The following is a 21,491-nucleotide window of genomic DNA, read 5'->3' as shown; positions in this document are numbered from 1 at the left end:
ATCGACGCAATCGCCGTTCCCACCAACCACCACGCGCACCGCACCAGTTTCGCACCAGAAACGACCGCGCCAAAATGCAACGAACGCGATCGAACCCGAACAAAGGCACAGCAAGATCAACGAAGCTGCACCATATCCCGCCGCTCATAACGGTCTGGTTGCAGGTTCGAGTCCTGCCGGGCCCACCAAGAATATCAGTATCTTACTTGGCCTCCGTTGCCCCCACCGCAATGAGCGCACCAGAAACCGCACCAGATACGTGCACTTTTCGTTCGTGCGCAAGTTCGCGGAAGGCGTCGGGCAAGCTCGCGTGCTGATGAGTGGATACGACAGTGCATCCACGATCATCGCCTTTTCGGTCAACGGAGAAGGGCTGACGGGAGGCAGGCGCTTCCATGCCGGCTTCTTGATCCGAGAGTGAATATCGCTGGCGGCAAAAGAACGGCTATGGGGCGCTTCACGCCGAGGCTTAGTTTCAGGGCTCCGGAGTGACCTTCCAATGGATCAAAGTCCGAACTCGGAATCCAGAGACTGGGTATTTAGCCCGCTCAGATGAGGCCAACCGACAGGTTTCCTGTACTCTCTCTATCAGCCTGCGATCAACGACGATAGCTGAAGCAGTCTCTGCCGTTGGCGATGATGTCGGCCATCTCCGGTAAAGCGGAAGTCAGCCATGACGGCAATCACGTCCTCTAAGGGCCAATTCCGGACGCATGCACCGCAGCAAATAGAGCTCTTAGTCTACCCCATCGTCGGTGGGCTCAGCGGCGTTGTTGCAGGCGAGCGCTGAGATCGCTGAAGCCGACCGGGAACCCTGCCGCGCGAGGCTGGATTCCCGCGATGGTTGGGGTAAGGTTACGCTGCCTGCGTAGAAAAATTGCAAACAACACCCGGGAGGAAGTGATGCTCGACACCACGCTTAGTGCGCGCGTCCAGGTTTCCCTCGACAAGTTTGAAGCTGCGCTTGCGGCAGGCGATCTCGACTCCGCCGTAGGAATGTTCGCTCCGGAATGCTACTGGCGCGACCTCGTTGCCTTCACCTGGAACATCAAGACGATGGAAGGCCGCGATCAGGTCCGCGACATGCTCGCGCATTGCCTCGCGCATGTGAAGCCGCGCAACTGGAAAATCGCCGAGGGTGAAACGCCAACCGAGGCCGGCGGCGTGACCGAATCTTGGATCACGTTCGAGACCGAGGTCGCGCGCGGATATGGACTCATCCGCCTGCAGAACAGTCAGATCTGGACGCTCTTGACAACCATGGCCGAACTGAAGGCCCATGAGGAAAAGGCTGGCTTCAGCCGACCGCTCGGCGCCAGGCATGGCGTCAATCCCGGCGCCAAGACCTGGAAGGAACTGCGTGACGAGGAAGTCGAGCAACTTGGCTTCAAGACCCAGCCCTACGTGCTTGTCATCGGCGGCGGACAGGGAGGCATTGCGCTCGGGGCCCGGCTGCGCCAACTCGGTGTGCCGACGATCATCGTCGAAAAGAACGCACGCGCCGGCGATTCCTGGCGCAACCGCTACAAGTCGCTCTGCCTGCACGACCCCGTCTGGTACGATCACCTGCCCTACATCGATTTCCCCAAGAACTGGCCTGTGTTCTCGCCCAAGGACAAAATCGGCGATTGGCTGGAAATGTACACCAAGGTCATGGAGCTGAACTACTGGTCGAACACCACGGCCAAACGCGCCAGTTGGGACGACACCAACAAGGAATGGACCGTCATCGTCGAACGCGACGGCAAGGAGATTACTCTGCGGCCCAGGCAGCTTGTGTTCGCGACCGGCATGTCGGCCAAGCCGAACATGCCGAAAATCAAAGGCATGGAAGCGTTTAAGGGCGAGCAACACCATTCCTCACGCCATCCCGGCTCCGGCGGCTACAAAGGCAAGAAGGTGGTGGTGATCGGCTCGAACAATTCGGCCCATGACATCTGCGCCGCGCTGTACGAGGCCGGCATCGACGTAACGATGGTGCAGCGCTCGACGACCCACATTGTGCGCTCGGATTCGCTGATGGCGACCCTCGGTGATCTTTATTCCGAACGTGCCGTCCGCAGCGGAATGACCACGGCAAAGGCCGATCTGATCTTCGCTTCACTGCCCTACCGGATCTTGAATCAGTTTCAAAAGCCGGTCTACGACAAGATCCGTCAGGACGACGCCGCTTTCTATGCCGGGCTGGAGAAGGCCGGCTTCAGGCTCGACTTCGGTGACGACGATTCCGGGCTATTCATGAAATATCTGCGCCGCGGCTCGGGCTATTACATCGACGTCGGCGCCTCACAGCTTATCATTGACGGAAAAATCAAACTGTTTGCTGGACAGGTCGAGGAAATCACGCCCAACGGCGTCAGGCTCGACAACGGCAAGGAATTGCCAGCGGACGTAATCGTCTATGCCACCGGCTATAGCTCGATGAACGGCTTTGTCGCCGATCTCGTGAATCCGGAAATGGCCGACAAAGTCGGCAAGGTCTGGGGCCTCGGCTCGAATACGACAAAGGACCCCGGCCCATGGGAAGGTGAGCAGCGCAACATGTGGAAGCCGACGCAGCAGGAAGGCTTATGGTTCCACGGCGGCAATCTGCATCAGTCGCGACATTACTCGCAATTCCTTTCCCTGCAGTTGAAGGCGCGCTACGAGAGCATCCCGACGCCGGTCTACGGCCTGCAGACTGTCCATCACAAGGCCTGAAATTGCCGAGCGCACAGCGGGGCTCGCGGATTGCGAGCCCCTTGCCATTTCCGGGTCTTTGCACTCACCAGCGCAATGTTCGCCTTATCAGCGCGCAGCAGAAAGGGCTCGGGAATGGTTAGGCCAAGTGCCTTCGCACTCTCCGGGCGTCATCGAAGCTGGTGACAGGGAGGTCACCGGTTCTGAGAGAATTCCCCTCGCCAGTGGAATTGGCCAATTGCCGCCGTTAGATGGCCGCCTCGGTCTGCCCGTCGAGAACGTGAAGCCTAGAGGGCCGCATGGCAACGCGCAGCTTGTCGCCCACGCTCACCCTCGCGGTCGGCTCGACGCTCGCCACCATGATGCTCTCGCCGACCTTCATATCGAGCAGGATTTCCGAGCCGAGTTGCTCGACCACCTCAATCACAGCATCGAAGGACGGGGCCGACGAGGCGGCCCTTTCCTTTGAGAGACGATCCCTGTCTGTGCATCATGCGCACCGCGTTCGAAGTCTGCCTGCCGACTTGGGACACCAACAGCACCTCATATCGACGCAACCTTGATGACATCCAACGTCCCGCATCACGCGGAGCCGGTCGGTCCCAAATTCCGTATCGAGCCGGGACAACTTGGAGAGTTTGGCGATAGCCCTGCTGCAGGCCGAGATGCCCTTTCCGAAGTCGGCTCGCCTTCTGGGCGTGTCACTGTCGTCGCTGCAAACGCTGGGGAACGACGATGTCGAGCCTCAGCTCGATCTCCCCATCTGGCGCTGCCTATGGGCGCGGCCCGTGGCTCAGTGGCCGAAACGGCGCCGAAAGTTTCGCCTGACTGGACGTGCGGCGGCGCGGCCTATCCAACTTCAAGATCGTGGATGATCGGTTTCAGACCGTCGGGCGTGATTTCGAGGCGCGCAAGCGTGATCGGTAGCTTGAAGCGTCGGCGCCCAGCACTGCCGGGATTCAGGTAGAGCAAGCCGTCTACGGTGTTGATCTTCGGCACGTGGGAGTGGCCGGAAACAATGACATCGATGCCTTCAGCTACGGGGTCGACCTGCAGAGTGTTGAGGTCGTGCAGAACGTAGAACTGCCGTCCGGCGAGCCGCACGAACTCGGTTTCGGCAAATTCGGTGGCCCAATCGCCCGTGTCCACGTTCCCTCTGATCGCCGTGACGGGAGCAATTCTCCGCAGCGCGGTAATGATCTCGGGATCGCCGATGTCGCCGCCGTGAATGATGTGGTCGACATGGGCCAGCATGCGAAGAGCCTCCGGCCTGAGCAGGCCGTGCGTATCCGAGATGATGCCGATGGTGAAGGTCATCGAAGTGTCCGGTTGAAGCACTTTATCGCGCGTTGCGCTGCGGCTTCCTGATGCACCGCGTTGCCCCGGACATCAACCGCCTAAGCCGACTTCCGCCGCTGGCCCGTCGCGGGTTTCTTCGCCACTGCTTCCTTCGCCGGCTTCTTGCCTTGGATCGGCATCAACATCTCTTTCTGGCCCGCCGCCGCCCTGCGCGGCTTCTTGGCGGGCTTTGCTGCCTTCGCCGGCGCAGCCTCCCGACCGACGCTCTGCCGCAGCGCCTCCATCAGATCGACCACGTTTTCGCCTTTGGGCCGCTCCTTCGGGCGGATGGCCTTGCCTGCGCGCTTCTGGTTGATCAGGTCAACGAGCGCGGTCTCGTAGTGATCCTCGAATTTTTCGGGGTCGAACGTGCCCATCGAGACCGCAGCCTTCAGTTTCTCCAGATGATTGGCGACGATCTCTCCTTGGTGTCAATGATCGCATCAAGCTGGCGAACTAACGTCGATCTATCTCGCCCTTAAGGGGGCTTCCCTTTCCACTGTGCTCTCGCGTCCCCCTGATACTGCTCTTTGAGAGCTTTGCCCTCGGGCGTTGTGGTGGATCAGTTGTGATCTTGATCGCTGATGATGATCGAAAGGGCGCTCAATTGAAAACCTGCGTTTGCCATTCTATCGAATGGGACAGCATCGCTGGCTTGAAGAGCATCGCCGCCAGTCACATGTGATAAGGATCGGGGATCGTTGACCCGACACAGTGGCAACGCACCCACCGACCTCATTGAAGGTCGTGTGCGTCCAAATAAGAGCGAGCACGGGCTGCGTTCGAGCACCGCTCGACGCAGTACCTCTACGCAAACGCAACGGCACGAGCCGTCGAGGGAAACCTTGGCGGCTTTTTGCGTGTGGCCAGAGTAACCGGAGCGAGTTTGGAAATCGGTGATATCGTTGGGGTGTTGAAAGCGTGTGAGGCCGCCCAAGTGAGGCTGGTCTAGCTGGGAGGAAGGGCCATGGAATGGTTTAGCCGGAAAACATCGATAGCGGGTATCCAAATTTCCAATTGGATAGTCGTTCTGGTGGCTCTCGTCGTAATTTGGATTATCTATCGCTCTGCAACGTGACGGTGGCTGCTTCCCCCTACGCCGTTGCTCACGGCGCTCCAGCCATTTTGCGATTTCGCCATCGATGCAATGGATCACGCTGGCAAGGTGCGTGTCGGCGGGCTTGACGTTGCCGTAGCAGACGATGACGTCGACAGTCGGCAGCGTAGCCGACCGATGTCTGCCTTCGGGGGTAATACAGACATCCCATTTCAGGGGCGCCACGACCGTTTTTGACCCATCTGCGACATTGGGCAGCACTCAAGAAAGTGTATGACCTCACTTGATCGGCGGAATGGTTCGCCCAGGCGGCGATGTCCTGAGCCTACCCGCTAATGTTCAACTGCCGCAGCACGTCAGCGATGAGTTGCTTCACGTCCTGATGGCCACCGTTGTTGAGGGTGATGCGCGTGCCTTGTCCGTCGGGCAGTGGCGTGGCGGTCACGATCCTATCCGTGTTGATGACGATGGGCTGATCGTCCGGTTGCGTGAACTGCACGAATGCCATGAAAGATGGATCCTGTCTGGTGGGCGCGCGAGCCGCGCGCGGCGCCCCGAAACCTGCGACGCGCGGGCGTCAAGGTCAAGCCCGTGTACCGAAAACGTAAAGGCGAGGCGCTTCAAATAGCTTGCGGCGTTTATGCCCGCTCCACCCGACGCGCCGCCTCGCTTCCCGTTGAGGGCAGCACTCATCTACGCGGTTGCGGAATGACCGCTGTTGGCACAGATGCGAAGTGCGCGATGTCCGCTATTTGGTCGCTATCAGGAAAAGCGGACGTCGCGGACATCGCGTTTTTGTAGATGCGGAGGTCATGCGAGGCGGGCCGCTGCTAGAGGTGCCGTGGCGGGCGCGGTAGAGAAGCTTGGCGAGCCGCCCAGGTTCCGCGCGGTTGCTGTGAGCGCATTTCTTCCCGCACACAATCCGCGGGCGGCTTTACTGCGTCAGATATCTATATGCGACAATCAGAGCCACCATGCTCGCGAAAATCAGCAGTGCCGAGAGGGATTTTCGGATCATTGGCCTCGTCGGATGGCGCGCAGCCGATGGAGCGGACTGAGGTTTAGGCCGTCTCTGGAAGCGCACGACTTTGCCTTCTGTCGTTGGTGCGCGGGCCTTTGGTTCCGGCGCCGCGCCCACGCCTCCCATCTCGCTGTAATAAGCGCTGTAGACCTCGCGAACGGCCAGGGCCGTGGACTCGGCTTCGCTCATCGTCTCGAGTCGGGTTCGATAGTTGGTCAGAAAGCCCTGTGCGTTTGACGGAAGGTCATCGAAACCACCGAGCTTGGCCATCATGAGCCAAGTGGCAAAATCCGCCTCGGCCTTCGTGCGAGCTTTCTTGGCGATACTGGCGTTGGAGCTAGAGGACATGGTGGTCCGATCGGTTCGCCCGCCCAAACTCGCCGGCGTTCATGGCTATCGTTGGCCAGTTCGCTTAGGTATCTCGGTTGACGTCAAGTGTCCCGCCTCGCGCCTGGCTGGCGCGCCAGGATTTGCCCTGGCGCCGAAGCCGTCAAGCGCGCTGGACCAAATTAAGGGGCTTGCCCGCCGGCATCGTTGATCCGACCAATCTACTCCTTTGCCGAAGTCGTGTATCTTGAACGAGCCGAAAAGCTCGCTCATAAAACCGTCATTGAAAGGTTGGTGGCCGTGGTCCGAAGCAAAAATGCCTCGCCAACTTGGAACGATGTTAGGACCGTGCTCTTAGACTTCGATCGCGCAGGCCTTCGGGAACTGGTGCAAGACCTCTACACTGCGAGCAAAGACAACCGAGCATTCTTGCACGCCCGCTTGGGCTTGGGTCATGATCAGCTCCAGCCCTTCAAAGCAAATATTACTACCTGGATATGCCCAGACTTAATGAACAACCAGTCCGTGTCGGTTTCAAAAGCCAAGAAGGCGATTGCGGACTACAAGAAAGCGATTGGTCGCCCGGAGGGGATGGCGGAGCTGTCGATATTTTATTGCGAAGAGGCATTCGGCTTTCTAGAATCCTGCAGCATGGAAGATGAAAGCTACTTTGCTGCTCTGATCCGCATGTATGGACGGTCCCTCGAATTTGTATCGAGCCTACCTACTGCCCAGCGCGCCGCCTATCTCGAGCGTCTCGACAAGCTTAGATCACGCGGGAGCCACGTCGGCTGCGGGGCAGGATGAACTCAATAGCCTTTGGCACGCTGCCGCTCTGGACGAGCAACAGAGCGAATGACGGCTCCTTCTGTTGGATGAGGTAATCGACGAAGCGGCGCGAACATTCTACGGGGAGATTGCATGGCGCGCGCAGCTTGGCTTTACGGACTCGTCATGAAGCTTATTGCGCATCGTGGATGGTCCGCGGGTCCGGGTGAAAACTCGCTCGCCGCGTTCGCACGTGCCGCCCGTGACGGCAGAATATCTGGTGTCGAATTCGACGTCTGCCTTGCAGCGGATTCCGACACATTGGTGGTGTCACACGACCCGCCGCGTCATGTCGAGAATGCGCTTACCCTGGATGCGGCACTGTCGCTTCTTTCACCAACTGACCTTGAACTGTTTGTGGAGGTGAAGGAGACGGGACTTGTCTCTAGAGTCATCGAGAGGCTGGTTGCCAGCAATGTGGCCCGTCGCTCAGTCGTATTTGCCTTTGCCGCCGTCGCAAGATCCTTTCCGTGGGAGGGTGCGCGACCGGTGCGCCTGGGCATCATCGTCATGTACCCGTGGAACCTGAATCGTGCGGTGCGCAGGTATGCGCCGGATGTCCTCCTGCTCGGCTGGGACGCGCGCGCTTGGACGCGAGTCGCTTTTCGCGCCTGGTGGTCCGTTTTCTCGCTTGAGCAGCTTGCGCGACGCCACCACGTGCCGGTTGTGGTAGGAATCGTGCAACGCATGGACGACCTTCATTGGCTCTCGCGGCAGCGCCTCTACAGGGCGGTTGCCGACGTCGACCGCACTATCAGCCGCAGCGCCAGACCTGATTAGGCCGGCGCAAACCCGTTCGTCGCCCGTGAAATATTCGAAAGCGGCTGACAGATCGGCCTGATCTGGCGTGGCCGGCTTTTTCGGTGACGTCGCCTTTTGGCCCTAAACGACGGTTTGCGCGACGTCTGAATATTTCCGAAGTTGAGGGCAGTCCGCACTTTGGCTGCTAACGGCGCTAAACCGGACGCCACGCGGATAGCCCAATTCGGTCGAGAATGACCCCGCCACTTCGAGCCGCCCTGAGGGGATCTTGGTGGTTGGGCGGGGTCAGGCAGTGTGGCATAATCCACGACGTGGACCCGTTAAGTCCATTGCTTCTTTGTCAAAGGAGAATCGCCATGTCCACGTACATGCTTCTCTGCAATTTCACCGAGCAAGGTGTTCGGACCATCAAGGAAATGCCGCAGCGTCGAGCGGCCGCCAGGGAGTTGGGCAAAAAGTTTGGCGTTGACATCAAGGCCGGCTATCTCGCCATGGGAACATATGACCTCATCATCCACACCGAGGCCACCGACGATGAGGCCATGGCCAAGTTTCTCTTGTCGCTGGCCGCCATCGGGAATGTACGGACGACGTCGGTCAAGGTGTTCCCGGAAGCGGACGTTGACAAGATCATCGCGGGACTTGCGTAACGCAAATCAAAACGAAGGTCAGTTGTTGGCACATAACGTCGGCCAGCGCAGCGACATGTCTGAAGTTGACGGTAGACCGGAAATGACAAGCCGACCTTCAAAACAACGCTAATGACCCTTCGCGACATATTGCACCGCCGCGCGATCTCGGTCGCTAACAAAGCATATCGGAAGTTGACGGGCAGCCGTCTATAGCGGCGTTCGATGGAGCAACTGGAACAAAACAATCTGTCTCTGGTTGAATTGAGATAACTGGCTCCGGTTGGGAGCCGATGAGGCACCTTGGTTGCGTGGGAGGGGGTGCCATGACGCTATCCATGTTGAATCTCAGGTCGAAATTCACCGCATGCGCTGCCGTGCTCGCTTGCGCGATCTTCCTTTCGGTCGCGGCATATGCCAGAGGCGGCGGTGGCGGCGGCGGTGGCTTCCATGGTGGGGATGCTGTCTGGTCTGCTCCGTTGCGGTTCGTGCGGTGCGGGCATGTCAACCAATGGGCGAGACAAATCGGGGCGTGTTCGCATTCGCTGCTCAGCAGCGACGGAGAGCGGCACGTGCCCGGACGCAAAGACCTTCTATCTTGACACGGTTGAGAGCGCTGTTCTCACAGGGCTGCAGGCCGAGTTGCGTGCGCCGAAAGTTATTGCGGAGTACGTGCGTACTTACCTCGAAGAGCGAAAACGCCTCGCAATCACATCGAATGCAAAGAGGCAGCGTCTAGAACAGCAGCTCGCGCAGTTGAATCGGGAAATCGAACGGTTAGTGGACGCGATTGCAAAAGGGCACGGCGATCCATCCGTTCTCGGTCCGCAATCGACTGCCCTGGATGTCAAACGAAAGCGGATATCTGAAGAGTTGCGGAGTGAACCGCCGGCCGCAAAAGAGGTCGCGCTGCATCCAGCTATTCTCAAGCGATATGAAGAACAGCTAGGTCGGCTCGAGGAGGCGCTAACGAAGGGTATTCGTTCGGGCGACGGAGAGGCGGCCGAAGCCATCAGAGACCTGATCGACACGGTCACGGTCTTCCGAGATCCAACACGCCTCGGTGGCGTAACGGTGGAGATATCAGGCCGGTTAAACGCCCTGTTGGGGGAAAAAGCTTTCCCAAACCAAGTCAAAGGGGTGTGGGGAAAGATGGTAGCGGGAGAGGGACTCGAACCCCCGACCCCAGGATTATGATTCCCGTGCTCTAACCAGCTGAGCTACCCCGCCACAGGGCTCGCGGGGGCCGAACAAGGCCGATCTCGCGAACGCGCGGCATATAAGGAAGGGGGCGGCGGGCTGTCAATCCGCGTTTGCGAAAGCTTCCGCTTCGCCAAGGATTTCGCCTTCGCTAAAGCTTCGGCGGGACATGTTCGCGGGTGAATTTGGGCCCTTTTTGCGCCGAATCCGTCATGGCCGGGTTTGTCCCGGCCATCCACGCCTTCCTTCGCCGGCCCAAGAACGTGGATGCCCGGGACAAGCCCGGGCATGACGACGAGATTGGGGATGCGGAACGGGCCTATTTCGGCCGGACCGTCGGGTCGCCGCCGGGGCTGCCGGGAGGCGGGATGACGGGGGTCTTGCCGCCGGTTTCGGGGGCCGGGGCGTGCATGTCGGGGTCGACGCCCGCGGGCGGGCAGAGCACGCCGTCGGATTTGGCCAGCCTGTCACCGAGCGGTTCCCGGGACTGGCCGGTGGTGGTGCCGTCGGCCTGGCGGTTCAGGCGGTCCTGGGGCATGCAGTTGGCGGCATGCTGCGCCGATGGCGGCGCAGTCGCTTGCGGCGGCGTCGCAGGTAGCGGCGGGGCCTGCGCGATCGCGGCGCCTGAGGCGGCGACGACGAGGCCCGCAAAGATGAGTTTTGATGTCGTGCGCATGGGAGGGAAACGCGCGGGGCTCGCCGCCTGTTCCAGGCCAAAGCGCGATGTGATCGGGGTTTGGATCCCCTCAGGTTTCCGCATCGTCATTGCGAGCGAAGCGAAGCAATCCAGAATCCCTCCGCGGAAACAGTCTGGATTGCTTCGCTTCGCTCGCAATGACGGAGTAACTCGCGAGATATCGCGGGTGGAAAGAGCCCTCTCCCCAACCCTCTCCCGCACGCGGGAGGGGGGCGCACTGCCGGCTTGGCGGCGCGCCAGGCTCATCCCGATCACGATTTGACGTAGCGGATCAGCGAAAAGTGCCCCATCGGCGGCATCGGGCGGCGCTCGGCGAGCGTGATGCCGCCGTGTTTCGCGGCCCAGTCGACCAGGCGCTGCCACGGGAATTCCGGGCGCCAGCCGAGGCGGCGGGCGACGGGGGCAAAGGCGAGCTCGAACAGTTTTCGCGGACCACTCTCGGCGCCGATGTGGTTGACGAGGATCAGCTCGCCGCCGGGCTTGAGCACGCGCACGAACTCGTCGAGCGTGCCTTCGGGATCGGGCACGGCGGTGATGACATATTGCGCGACCACCGCGTCGAAGAAGTTTTCCGGGAAAGCGAGGTTCTTGGCGTCCATCACCGAGAGCACCTCGACATTGCTGAGCCGCATCGCGCGCACGCGCGCCTGCGCCTTGCGCAGCATCGGCTCGGAGATGTCCACGCCGCAGATCTTCGTGGTGCGCGAATAATCAGAGAGCGAGAGCCCGGTGCCGACGCCGACGTCGAGGATGCGGCCGCCGATGCGATCGGCCTCCGCGATAGTCGACTGCCTTCCGGCGTCGAACACCTTGCCGAACACGAGATCGTAGACCGGCGCCCAGCGGCCATAGGCCTTCTCGACCCCGGCCCGCGAGATGTCTGCTGCCATGCCCCCTACCCTTACTACACCTCTCCCGTAGGGAGAGGTCGGATCGCATCGAAAGATGCGATCCGGGTGAGGGGTTGCGATCTCAATAGTAGCTGCGGCCCCTCACCCGGATTGCTCAGGCGCGCAATTGCGCGCCATAGCAATCCGACCTCTCCCCGCTGGGGAGAGGTAAACCCAGCCCAACCAGTTGCGCTAAATCTCATCATCCTCAGCCGCGCACCGCTTCCACCAGCGGCCTCGCTGCGTGGCTCGCGACCTTGGCCGCGGCGCTTTGAATGAAGCCGCCGCCGAGCACGCGGGCCTGGCCGCTGGCTGCGTCGTAGAACACGCAGGCTTGTCCCGGCGAGACGCCCTCCTCGCCGGCGACGAGCTCGACCTCGTAATGGCCATTGCCGCCGCGCAGCCACGCCGGCTGCGGGCTGCGGGTCGAGCGCACGCGCACGAACATTTCGAGGCCAGCGCCGATGGCGCGGTCGATGTCGCCGTCGCCGATCCAGTTGACGTCGCGCAGCACGATGCGGTGCATCTTGAGCGCATCGCGCGGGCCGACGACGACGCGGCGGTTCGCCGCGTCGAGCCGCACCACGAACAGCGGTGCGTGGGCGGCGATGCCGAGGCCGCGGCGCTGGCCGACGGTGAAATTGGCGATGCCGTTGTGCTGGCCGAGCACGCGGCCGTCGAGATCGACGATGTCGCCGGGGTCCATCGCGTTCGGACGCAGGCGGGTGATGATGTCGGTGTAGCGGCCGGTCGGCACGAAGCAGATGTCCTGGCTGTCGTGCTTGTCGGCGACCGCAAGACCAAAGCGGCGCGCGAGCTCGCGCGTCTGCGGCTTGGTCATGTCGCCGAGCGGGAAGCGCAGGAAATCGAGCTGGTCGCGCGTGGTCGCGAACAGGAAATAGCTCTGGTCGCGATCGGCATCGGCGGCGCACACCAGCGCACGCGAGCCGTCGTCAAGATGGCGCGAGGCAACGTAGTGGCCGGTGGCGAGCGCCTGGGCGCCGAGCTCGCGCGCGGTCTTGAGGAGGTCGCGAAACTTGACCGAGCGGTTGCACTCGATGCACGGCACCGGCGTCTCGCCGAGCGCGTAAGAGTCGGCAAAGTTGTCGATGACGGATTCGCGAAAGCGGTCCTCGTAGTCGAGCACGTAATGGGGGATGCCGAGCTTGGCGGCGACGTCGCGGGCGTCGTGGATGTCCTGGCCGGCGCAGCAGGCGCCCTTGCGATGGGTCGCCGCGCCATGGTCGTAGAGCTGGAGCGTGATGCCGACGACGTCGTAGCCTTCAGCCTTGAGCAGCGCAGCCGTCGTCGAGGAATCGACGCCGCCCGACATGGCGACGACGACCCTGGTGTCCTGCGGACGGCCTTCGAGATCCAGACTGTTGAGCATGGGTTCTTAAGGTGTGACGGCGGCGTTCGACGATCCGCGATGTGCCTTGGCCGGGACATCGGCGGTCCCGGGGAACTTCGATTCCCGCAGGGGCGCGATTTCCCCAGTCGAAAGCGGCTGAGAGCGATCTCTTTAATATAGGGGGCATTCCGGTGAAGCAATCACGGGGGAGGCCGGCTTAGGGCAATTCTTGCCGGGGCGGCAGAAATGGCGGGGTCACGGAGGGCCCTGCGGCGGCAGCGTCGATCCATCAAGATATTGATTTTACTATGTAAATTTCGTCGCGCGGGGCTGGCCCGCTCCTTGCTACCCCTGTGCCGAAGATGTTTTCAAGAGGTCGCCTGTGGTCGGTCGGACGTCAGATGTAGCTGCGAGCGTGCCGGTTCCGAGCGCGCAGCAAAAGACTGCGCGCTCGCAAGGGCCGAAGGACACGTCGACGAATGACTCCTTCGGCTCGCTGGTCGACAGCAACACCCAGGCGATCAGCAACAACGCGGCCTCGCAGGCGCAGGACAGCCCGCCGCGGCGGACCGACTTGGCGTCGTCCGCCTCCGACAAGAGCCCGCGCGACACCTCCTCGACCGACCCCTCCTCGCAGAGCAAGGCGAGCGACGACACCGGCACTTCCGCGCCCGGCAGGAGCGAGGCGACGGACGATCCGGCCAAGGATCCAACCAAGACCGGCAAGACCAAGGACAAGCCGGAGGCGTCCGACGCCATATCGGCGGACAAGTCCGACGAGACCAAGGGCGACAAGGCCGACGGCACCGACGGGCTCGCCGCCGCCGTCGATGCCGCAGCGGCCGCGCAAGTGGACGCGACGCAGACCGCCGTGCCTGATCCCAGCGTCGTGGTGGCCGCGCCGGTCGTGCCTCTCGATCCGAACGCTGCGGCGAACCAGGCCAGCGATGCCGCCGCCTCGCCGCTGACGATCGCCGCCGCCGGCATCGCCGCCAGCGCCTCCACCGCGGCGCAGATCGCCGGCACCAAGACCGATACGGCGACGGCGGGCGACAAGAGCGCCAGGGCCGCGGGCGCCAAGGTCGATGCCGACACCTCGGCGACGCTCGCCGATGCTGCGACCGGCACCGCGACCGACGCCAAGACCAATGGCGGACTGATCGCCGCAGTGGACCAGGGCACGCCAAAGACCTCGTTCAAGGCCGCCGCCACCGCGCAAGGCGCGAGCGACGTCTCCAATATCGGCCAGGGCAAGGCGGACGCCGCAACCACGCAAACTCCGGCGACCGCGACGGGCGCCGCCGCGCATCCGCAAGCGGCCAAGCCGCAAGACGAGGCCGGCGCGACCGACGCGAAGGCAGGTCCCGCCGACCGCGCCGCCGATGCAGCGCCCGGCGCACCGGCCACGCACGCCCATGCGAATGCGCAAGGCCCCGTCACCACGACCGACACCAGCGCGCAGGCCGCCTCCGCCGTGCAGGCGCCGCTGACCAATACGAGTTCGACTGCGACCGCCTCGACCGCAACGCTCACCGCGACCGCGGCCACCTCGACGGCCGTGCCGATCAACGCCGTGCCGATCGAGATCGCAGCCGCCGCGCGCGCCGGCAAGACCCGCTTCGACATCAGCCTCGATCCGGTCGATCTCGGCCGCATCGACGTGCGCATCAATGTCGACCGCAACGGTCAGGTCACCTCGCATCTCACCGTCGAGAAGCCGGAAACCTTGCAGATGCTGCGGCAGGACGCGCCGCAATTGCAGCGCGCGCTCGACGATGCCGGCTTCAAGACCGGCAGCAACGGGCTCTCGTTCAGCCTGCGCGACCAGAATTCGTCGGGCCAGAACTCCGGCCAGAACAACGACAATGGCGGCAATGCCCGCCGGTTGATCATCAGCGAGGACGACACCGTTCCCGCAGCGCCCGTGGGACGCGGCTACGGCCGCATGCTCGGATCGAGCAGCGGCGTCGACATCAGAGTGTGAGGAGTATTCGGTCATGACCACCACGAATGCCGCCACCGCCCCGTCCGTCGTCTCCGGCACGACCGACATCCCGAAATCCTCCTCGTCGAACTCGCTGAGCTCGACGACGGGATCGACGCTGGCCGGCAACTTCCAGACCTTCCTGACGCTGCTGACGACGCAGCTCCAGAACCAGAACCCGCTCGATCCGCTCGACACCAACCAGTTCACCCAGCAGCTGGTGCAGTTCGCCGGCGTCGAGCAGCAGCTCAAGACCAACGACTCGCTGGCTCAGCTCGTCACGCTGCAGCAGACCACGCAGGCGACCCAGGCGCTGGGCTTCGTCGGCAAGACCGCGCTGGTCGACGGCTCGACCGCGACCATGACGAAGTCGTCGGCGACCTGGCATCTCAACGTGCCCACCGACTCGACCGTCGACATCACCATCGCCAATGCCAGCGGTCAGACCGTGTTCAACGGCAAATACACCGCCGCCGCCGGCACCGACATTCCCTTCACCTGGAACGGAATGGGCAATGACGGCACGCAATGGCCCGACGGCAAGTACACGATCTCGGCCACCGGCAAGGACGTCGCGAACAACAATGTCGGCATCGCCGCGCAGGTGCAGGGCGTGGTGTCGTCCGTCGACCTGACCCAGTCGCCGCCGCTGCTCACCATCGACGGCGCCAGCTACACCCTGAGCCAGGTGAAGAGCATCATCGCGACGAGCAGCAATTAAAGGCGCGCTGCCGTTACGACATACTCGGTGTCGTCCTGGCGAACGCCAGGACCCATAGCCACCGAAAGTCGTTTTGGAGTGAGGACGTAACCCCGAGTCTTCGTAAGAACTACCCCCTGGGGTAATGGGTCCTGGCGTTCGCCAGGACGACGGTTGAGGGGCGTTTCGGCGCCGCGCAGGCCTCGTTTTGTTAGTAAAGTATTTACGAAGACCCGCTTGGCCGGCTCGAATCCTGGTGTTCAGCCCGCCAAGCCGGCCGCGTTCCCGCAAGTTTCAACGAGAATTGTATTGAACCCTTAGGCTTAGCGGATTTTTAAGCCGCGGGGCGTAGGGTTACGGCGTGAGTTCAGTGGTTGAGAGTTTGTGAGTACGCCATGACAGAACCCCATCGCCCGAGGGTAAAATACGTCATCGGGCCGGACGGCAGTCCGCTGACGATCGCAGATCTGCCCGCACCCGGCACCAAACGCTGGGTCATCCGCCGCAAGGCTGAAGTCGTCGCCGCCGTCCGCGGCGGACTTCTCTCCCTTGAGGAGGCCTGCAGCCGTTATACGCTGACGGTCGACGAATTCCTCTCCTGGCAGTTTTCCATCGACCAGCACGGTCTGGCGGGTCTTCGCACCACCCGCATCCAGCAATATCGCCAGTAAGCGATCCGGAAATCTGCGGCTTTTGACGAAAATCGGCCTCGCCCTGCGAGGCCGATTTTTTTCATGTTCGTTCTTGTTCATTCTTGGCGCTACTTTTGTCCCAGCTCTTAACCTTCGTTAACCATATCGAAACCATCACCTAGGCAATAATTGCCCAGTCGGCCGCTCTGGAATGCGGGTCGAATTGGTCGGGGCGGTTGCTTGCAAGGTCTTGCGGACTTTTTAAAAGGTATCGGCGCCGCCCGGTTCGGGGCGATGATCGCGGTCACCGCCGCGCTCATCGGCTTCTTCGCGTTCGTCATCATGCGGGTCACCACGCCGCAGATGACGACGCTGTTCACGGACCTCTCGGTCGAAGATTCTTCCAGCATTATCAAGGACCTGGAACGCCAGGGCATCCAGTTCGAGCTGCGCAATGAGGGCACCATCATCATGGTGCCCAAGGACAAGGTGACGCGGCTGCGGATGAAGCTCGCCGAGGGCGGCCTGCCCAAGGGCGGCGGCGTCGGCTACGAGGTGTTCGACAAGTCGGACGCGCTCGGCACCACCTCTTTCGTCCAGAACATCAATCATCTGCGCGCGCTGGAAGGCGAGCTCGCCCGCACCATCCGCGCCATCGACCGCATCCAGGCCGCCCGCGTCCATTTGGTGCTGCCGGAGCGCCCGCTGTTCTCGCGCGAGGCGCCGGAGCCGTCGGCCTCGATCGTGGTGCGGGTCCGCGGCGCACTGGAGGCGCAGCAGATCAGGGCCATCCGCCATCTCGTCGCCTCCGCCGTCAACGGGCTGAAGCCGCAGCGCGTCTCGATCGTCGACGAGGCCGGCCAGCTGCTCGCCGACGGCGCCGCGACCGATCCGGAGCAGGCGCTCGGCGACGAGCGCCGCACCACCTTCGAGAAGCGGATGCGCAAGCAGGTCGAGGACATCGTCTCCTCGGTGGTCGGCACGGGCCGCGCCCGCGTCCAGCTCTCCGCCGATTTCGACTTCAACAAGATCACCCAGACCTCGGACAAGTTCGACCCCGAGGGCCGCGTGCTGCGCTCGAGCCAGACCCGCGAAGAAAGCAGCATGACCGCCGACAACAACGGCCAGGTCACGGTCAACAACGAGCTGCCGGGCAACCAGCAGAACAGCGGCGTCGCGGCCAAGGACCAGAGCAAGAAGACCGAGGAGACCAACAATTACGAGATCTCCCGCACCACCAAGACCGAGGTGACCGAGGCCGGCCGGGTCAACCGCATCTCGGTCGCGGTGCTGGTCGACGGCATCTACAGCAAGAACGAGAAAGGCGAGCTGGCCTATCAGGACCGCACCAAGGAGCAGCTCGACCGCATCGCGACCCTGGTGCGCTCGGCGATCGGCTTCGACCAGAAACGCGGCGACCAGGTCGAGGTCGTCAATCTGCGCTTTGCCGACGCCCCCTCCACCGCCCCGATCGGCGAACCTGGCGGCTTCCTCGGCATGCTCCAGTTCACCAAGGACGACGTCATGTACTTCGTCGAGCTCGGCGTGATGATGCTGCTCGGCCTGGTCGTGCTGTTCCTGGTGATCCGCCCGCTGGTCAAGCGCATCCTCGCCTCCGACGAAGTCGCCGCCGCCATCAGCGGCGTGCTCGCCGGCCCGGCCGCCTCGGAAGAGGCCGCCCCGGCCGGCCAGGCGCTGCTGCCCAGCGGCGCCGCCAGCGCGATCGACGTCGCCACCATCCAGGGCCAGGTCCACGCCCAGTCCGTTCATCGCGTCGGCGAGCTCGCCGAACGCAACCCCAACGAAACCGTCGCCATCATCCGTCAATGGCTGACCGAACCCGCGAAATGATCGAGAAGTGAACTGACATGGCCGCCAGCTTGCAAAACGCCAACTCCAACGACATCACCAGCGTGATCTCGACGCTCGGCGCCCGCCAGGGCAGCCGTGCGGGCGGCAAGTCCGAGGCCGTGGCAGGCCCCAAGCGCGCCGCGATCCTGATGCTGGCGTTGGGCGAGCAGTACGGCGGCAAGATCTGGTCGATGCTCGACGACGACGAGGTGCGCCAGCTCTCGCTGGAAATGTCGACGCTCGGCACCGTCGAGGTCGACACGGTCGAGGACATGCTGCTCGAGTTCGTCTCGCGCATGTCGGCCTCGGGCGCGCTGATGGGCAATTTCGACGCCACTGAGCGGCTGCTCCAGCAATACCTGCCGCCGGAGCGCGTCAACGGCATCATGGACGAGATCCGCGGCCCCGCGGGGCGCAACATGTGGGAGAAGCTTTCCAACGTGCAGGAAGAGGTTCTCGCCAACTATCTCAAGAACGAATATCCGCAGACCATCGCGGTGGTGCTGTCGAAGCTGAAGCCGGAGCACGCCGCGCGCGTGCTCGGTATCTTCCCCGAGGACCTCGCCCTCGACGTCGTCAACCGCATGTTGAAGATGGAGGCGGTGCAGAAGGAGGTGATCGAGAGCGTGGAGAAGACGCTACGCACCGAATTCATGTCCAACCTGTCGCAGACCCGCCGCCGCGACGCCCACGAGGTGATGGCCGAAATCTTCAACAATTTCGACCGCCAGACTGAAACCCGCTTCATCACCTCGCTGGAAGAGGACAACCGGGAATCGGCCGAGCGCATCAAGGCGCTGATGTTCACCTTCGACGACCTCGTGAAGCTGGATTCCGGCTCGGCCCAGACCCTGATGCGCAACGTCGACAAGGACAAGCTCGGCGTCGCGCTCAAGAGCGCCAACGAGGACGTCCGCAACTTCTTCTTCGGCAACATGTCCTCGCGCGCGGCCAAGATGCTCCAGGACGACATGGCGGCGATGGGCCCGGTCCGTCTGCGCGACGTCGACGAGGCGCAGGCGCTGCTGGTCAACCTCGCCAAGGACCTCGCCGCCAAGGGCGAGATCATGCTGACCAAGAACCGCGCCGACGACGAACTGGTGTATTGATGGCCGCTCCGGCAAAATTCCTGTTCGACACCGACTTCGCCGCGCCGGACCGGACGCGCGAGAAGGCCGCGTCCGCGGCTGAAATCGCCCAGAAGGTCGCGGAAGCGGAGGCGCGCGCCTATCAGGACGGCTTTGCTGCCGGCCAGCGCGAGGCCAAGGCCGAGAGCGACCGCCGCGTCGCGCTCGCCATGGAAGAGATCAACATCGCGATCCGGGGCGTCGCCTCGGGCATGGGCAGCATCGAGACCAAGATGGAGACGGAGGCGGTCGAGGTCGCGGTCGCGGTGGCGCGCAAGCTGTGCGCCGATCTGGTCGCCGCCGAGCCGCTCGGCGAGATCGTGGCGCTGGTCAAGGACTGCTTCTCGCATCTGGTCGCGACGCCGCATCTCGTCGTCCGCATCAACGACGCGCTCTACGACAGCGCCCGCGAGAAGATCGAGCGGCTTGCCAAGCAGAGCGGATTCGAGGGCCGGCTGGTGATCCTGGCCGAGCCGGAGATTGCGACCGGCGACTGCCGGATCGAATGGGCCGATGGCGGCGTCGTGCTGGAGCGCGGCGCCATCACGGCCAAGATCGACGAAATGGTCGGACGCTATATCGCGTCCCGCAGGGGGAGCTAAGCCATGAGCGACACCGACGGACAGGTCCCGCTGCCCGATCTCAACGGCCCGATGCCGCCAACCGGCACCGACGTCGGCTACAACGAGGACGAATATGCGGCGCGCGCCGCCGCCGACCTCGAGGCCGTGTTCGACGTGCCGGTGCAGGTCTCGGCCGTGCTCGGCCGCTCCAAGATGGACGTCGGCGAGCTCCTGAAGCTCGGGCCCGGCACCGTGCTGGAGCTCGACCGCCGCGTCGGCGAGGCCATCGACATCTACGTCAACAACAAGCTGGTCGCCCGCGGCGAGGTCGTCCTGGTCGAGGACAAGCTCGGCGTGACCATGACCGAAATCATCAAGACCGAACGCACCTGATTATTTGCCATTGCAGGGAATGACGCGCGGCAGCGCGACCAGACGGACAGGAGACTGACATGCGGCTTCTCATCGTTGGCACATTGAAGGGCCAGCTCACCACCGCCACCAAGATCGCGATGGAGAACGGCGCCACCGTGACCCATGCCGAGGATCACGAGCAGGCGATGCGCGTGCTGCGCGGCGGCAAGGGCGCCGACCTCCTGCTGGTCGACGTCGCCCTCGACATCCGCGACCTCGTGATGCGGCTGGAGGCCGAGCACATCCACGCCCCGATCGTCGCCTGCGGCATCACCAACGACGCCCGCGCCGCGGTCGCCGCGATCCATGCCGGCGCCAAGGAATACATCCCGCTGCCGCCGGATCCGGAGCTGATCGCCGCGGTGCTGGCCGCCGTCGCCAACGATTCCCGCGAGCTGGTCTATCGCGACGAAGCGATGGCGAAGGTGATCAAGCTCGCGCAGCAGATCGCAGGTTCCGACGCCTCGGTGATGATCACCGGCGAATCCGGAACGGGTAAGGAAGTGCTGGCCCGCTACGTCCACACCCGTTCGACCCGCGCCAAGCGCCCGTTCATCTCGATCAACTGCGCCGCGATCCCGGAGCATCTCCTGGAGTCCGAGCTGTTCGGCCACGAGAAGGGCGCCTTCACCGGCGCGATCGCCCGCCGCATCGGCAAGTTCGAGGAAGCGACCGGCGGCACGCTGCTGCTCGACGAAATCTCGGAGATGGACGTCCGCCTGCAATCGAAGCTGCTGCGCGCCATCCAGGAGCGCGTGATCGACCGCGTCGGCGGCACCAAGCCGGTGCCGGTGGACATCCGCATCATTGCGACCTCGAACCGCAATCTGGCCGAGGCCGTGCGCGAAGGCACGTTCCGCGAGGACCTGCTGTTCCGCCTCAACGTCGTCAACCTGAAGATCCCGCCGCTGCGCGAGCGTCCCCTCGACATCCTCGAGCTCGCCCAGCACTTCGTGAAGAAGTACGCCGAAGCCAACGGCGTGCCGGTGCGCCCGATCTCGGCGGAAGCGCGCCGCGTGCTCTCGACCAACCGCTGGCAGGGCAACGTCCGCGAGCTCGAAAACACCATGCACCGCTCCGTGCTGATGGCGCAGGGCGACGAGATCGGACCCGACGCGATCCTCACCCCGGACGGCGACCGCCTCGACCTCGCCAAGACGGTGCCGGCCGTGGCGCATGCCACGATGGCCGCCGAGCAGGTGACGCGCGCTCTCGTCGGCCGCACGGTGGCGGACGTCGAACGCGACCTGATCCTGGAGACGCTGAAGCACTGCCTCGGCAACCGCACCCACGCCGCCAACATCCTCGGGATCTCGATCCGCACGCTGCGCAACAAGCTCAACGAATACGCCGACGGCGGCATCCCGATCACCCCGGCGGGAACGCCGGGCGAATATCCGCGCATGCCGATGGTGGGGGCGTAAAGCTTCCACACGAATTG

20 protein-coding genes, 1 tRNA gene and 3 pseudogenes are annotated in these 21,491 nt (G+C 63.2%); 14 read left to right on the top strand and 10 right to left on the bottom strand.

The window, feature by feature from the left end:
* Window positions 1–903: 903 nt before the first annotated feature.
* On the top strand, window positions 904–2,700 hold the full coding sequence (locus BM118_RS18845) for an NAD(P)/FAD-dependent oxidoreductase (protein WP_177234426.1): 1,797 nt from the start codon (window positions 904–906) through the stop codon (window positions 2,698–2,700).
* A gap of 226 nt (window positions 2,701–2,926) precedes the next feature.
* On the opposite strand, the pseudogene BM118_RS18840 reads toward BM118_RS18845, so the two are convergent.
* A pseudogene (locus BM118_RS18840) lies at window positions 2,927–3,121 on the bottom strand (TOBE domain-containing protein); the annotation flags it as partial.
* 139 nt (window positions 3,122–3,260) lie between these two features.
* Here BM118_RS18840 and BM118_RS42350 point away from each other — a divergent pair.
* Window positions 3,261–3,443: pseudogene (locus BM118_RS42350) on the top strand (DinB/UmuC family translesion DNA polymerase); the annotation flags it as partial.
* An 85-nt stretch (window positions 3,444–3,528) separates the two neighbouring features.
* Here BM118_RS42350 and BM118_RS18830 read toward each other — a convergent pair.
* The 5 genes and pseudogenes from BM118_RS18830 to BM118_RS18815 form a co-directional block, all read right to left on the bottom strand.
* The gene (locus BM118_RS18830; protein ID WP_092186964.1) at window positions 3,529–3,996 is read right to left on the bottom strand and encodes a metallophosphoesterase family protein; all 468 of its coding nucleotides are present in this window, start codon (window positions 3,994–3,996) and stop codon (window positions 3,529–3,531) included.
* Window positions 3,997–4,076: 80 nt separating this feature from the next.
* A pseudogene (locus BM118_RS18825) lies at window positions 4,077–4,391 on the bottom strand (Ku protein); the annotation flags it as partial.
* A gap of 188 nt (window positions 4,392–4,579) precedes the next feature.
* Window positions 4,580–5,299: a hypothetical protein gene (locus BM118_RS42090; RefSeq protein WP_210189052.1), complete on the bottom strand. Its 720-nt coding sequence runs from the start codon at window positions 5,297–5,299 to the stop codon at window positions 4,580–4,582.
* Window positions 5,300–5,399: 100 nt separating this feature from the next.
* Window positions 5,400–5,582: a hypothetical protein gene (locus tag BM118_RS18820; RefSeq protein ID WP_092186963.1), complete on the bottom strand. Its 183-nt coding sequence runs from the start codon at window positions 5,580–5,582 to the stop codon at window positions 5,400–5,402.
* Between the two features lie 426 nt (window positions 5,583–6,008).
* The gene (locus BM118_RS18815) at window positions 6,009–6,443 is read right to left on the bottom strand and encodes a hypothetical protein (RefSeq protein ID WP_092186962.1); all 435 of its coding nucleotides are present in this window, start codon (window positions 6,441–6,443) and stop codon (window positions 6,009–6,011) included.
* 186 nt (window positions 6,444–6,629) lie between these two features.
* On the opposite strand from BM118_RS18815, the gene BM118_RS18810 reads away from it, so the two are divergent.
* The 4 genes from BM118_RS18810 to BM118_RS18795 all read left to right on the top strand — a co-directional run bounded on the left by BM118_RS18810 (window position 6,630) and on the right by BM118_RS18795 (window position 9,838).
* Entirely contained in the window at window positions 6,630–7,229 is a 600-nt protein-coding gene (locus BM118_RS18810) for a hypothetical protein (RefSeq protein ID WP_210189051.1), read from the top strand.
* Between the two features lie 114 nt (window positions 7,230–7,343).
* Complete coding sequence (locus BM118_RS18805) at window positions 7,344–8,030, top strand: glycerophosphodiester phosphodiesterase (RefSeq protein WP_092186961.1); 687 nt, start codon at window positions 7,344–7,346, stop codon at window positions 8,028–8,030.
* A 338-nt stretch (window positions 8,031–8,368) separates the two neighbouring features.
* Window positions 8,369–8,662, top strand: coding sequence for a GYD domain-containing protein (locus BM118_RS18800; RefSeq protein ID WP_027548304.1), 294 nt, complete (start codon window positions 8,369–8,371; stop codon window positions 8,660–8,662).
* A gap of 393 nt (window positions 8,663–9,055) precedes the next feature.
* Window positions 9,056–9,838, top strand: a complete 783-nt coding sequence (locus BM118_RS18795) for a recombinase zinc ribbon domain-containing protein (RefSeq protein WP_349528787.1) — start codon at window positions 9,056–9,058, stop codon at window positions 9,836–9,838.
* On the opposite strand, the gene BM118_RS18790 is transcribed toward BM118_RS18795, so the two are convergent.
* From BM118_RS18790 to mnmA, 4 genes are all read right to left on the bottom strand, one after another.
* Window positions 9,795–9,871 (bottom strand) — tRNA-Met (locus BM118_RS18790). The genes BM118_RS18795 and BM118_RS18790 overlap by 44 nt on opposite strands.
* Window positions 9,872–10,160: 289 nt before the next feature.
* Window positions 10,161–10,517, bottom strand: coding sequence for a hypothetical protein (locus BM118_RS18785; protein WP_092186960.1), 357 nt, complete (start codon window positions 10,515–10,517; stop codon window positions 10,161–10,163).
* Window positions 10,518–10,789: 272 nt separating this feature from the next.
* Window positions 10,790–11,428 (bottom strand): class I SAM-dependent methyltransferase, encoded by a 639-nt coding sequence (locus BM118_RS18780; RefSeq protein WP_092186959.1) that lies wholly within the window; start codon window positions 11,426–11,428, stop codon window positions 10,790–10,792.
* 208 nt (window positions 11,429–11,636) lie between these two features.
* Entirely contained in the window at window positions 11,637–12,818 is a 1,182-nt protein-coding gene (gene mnmA / locus BM118_RS18775; RefSeq protein ID WP_092186958.1) for a tRNA 2-thiouridine(34) synthase MnmA, read from the bottom strand.
* Window positions 12,819–13,161: 343 nt separating this feature from the next.
* On the opposite strand from mnmA, the gene BM118_RS18770 reads away from it, so the two are divergent.
* The 8 genes from BM118_RS18770 to flbD all read left to right on the top strand — a co-directional run bounded on the left by BM118_RS18770 (window position 13,162) and on the right by flbD (window position 21,474).
* On the top strand, window positions 13,162–14,763 hold the full coding sequence (locus BM118_RS18770) for a flagellar hook-length control protein FliK (RefSeq protein WP_092186957.1): 1,602 nt from the start codon (window positions 13,162–13,164) through the stop codon (window positions 14,761–14,763).
* 13 nt (window positions 14,764–14,776) lie between these two features.
* On the top strand, window positions 14,777–15,484 hold the full coding sequence (locus BM118_RS18765) for a flagellar hook assembly protein FlgD (RefSeq protein ID WP_092186956.1): 708 nt from the start codon (window positions 14,777–14,779) through the stop codon (window positions 15,482–15,484).
* Between the two features lie 374 nt (window positions 15,485–15,858).
* Window positions 15,859–16,134, top strand: coding sequence for a CtrA inhibitor SciP (gene sciP / locus BM118_RS18760; RefSeq protein ID WP_002714638.1), 276 nt, complete (start codon window positions 15,859–15,861; stop codon window positions 16,132–16,134).
* A 201-nt stretch (window positions 16,135–16,335) separates the two neighbouring features.
* Window positions 16,336–17,946 (top strand): flagellar basal-body MS-ring/collar protein FliF, encoded by a 1,611-nt coding sequence (gene fliF, locus BM118_RS18755; RefSeq protein WP_092186955.1) that lies wholly within the window; start codon window positions 16,336–16,338, stop codon window positions 17,944–17,946.
* Window positions 17,947–17,963: 17 nt separating this feature from the next.
* A complete protein-coding gene (fliG, locus tag BM118_RS18750) occupies window positions 17,964–19,055 on the top strand; it encodes a flagellar motor switch protein FliG (protein WP_092186954.1) in 1,092 nt (363 codons plus the stop codon).
* The gene (locus tag BM118_RS18745) at window positions 19,055–19,675 is read left to right on the top strand and encodes a FliH/SctL family protein (RefSeq protein ID WP_092186953.1); all 621 of its coding nucleotides are present in this window, start codon (window positions 19,055–19,057) and stop codon (window positions 19,673–19,675) included. The genes fliG and BM118_RS18745 overlap by 1 nt, the downstream gene beginning before the upstream one ends.
* A 3-nt stretch (window positions 19,676–19,678) precedes the next feature.
* Window positions 19,679–20,029: a flagellar motor switch protein FliN gene (gene fliN, locus BM118_RS18740; protein WP_011089739.1), complete on the top strand. Its 351-nt coding sequence runs from the start codon at window positions 19,679–19,681 to the stop codon at window positions 20,027–20,029.
* Window positions 20,030–20,088: 59 nt separating this feature from the next.
* Window positions 20,089–21,474, top strand: coding sequence for a sigma-54-dependent transcriptional regulator FlbD (flbD, locus tag BM118_RS18735; protein WP_092186952.1), 1,386 nt, complete (start codon window positions 20,089–20,091; stop codon window positions 21,472–21,474).
* Window positions 21,475–21,491 lie beyond the last annotated feature (17 nt).

The sequence above is a fragment of the Bradyrhizobium sp. cf659 genome (genome assembly GCF_900113725.1).
Classification (GTDB): domain Bacteria; phylum Pseudomonadota; class Alphaproteobacteria; order Rhizobiales; family Xanthobacteraceae; genus Bradyrhizobium.
The sequence above is the reverse complement of the archived record's forward strand: the minus strand, read 5'-3'. Positions and strand labels throughout refer to the sequence as shown.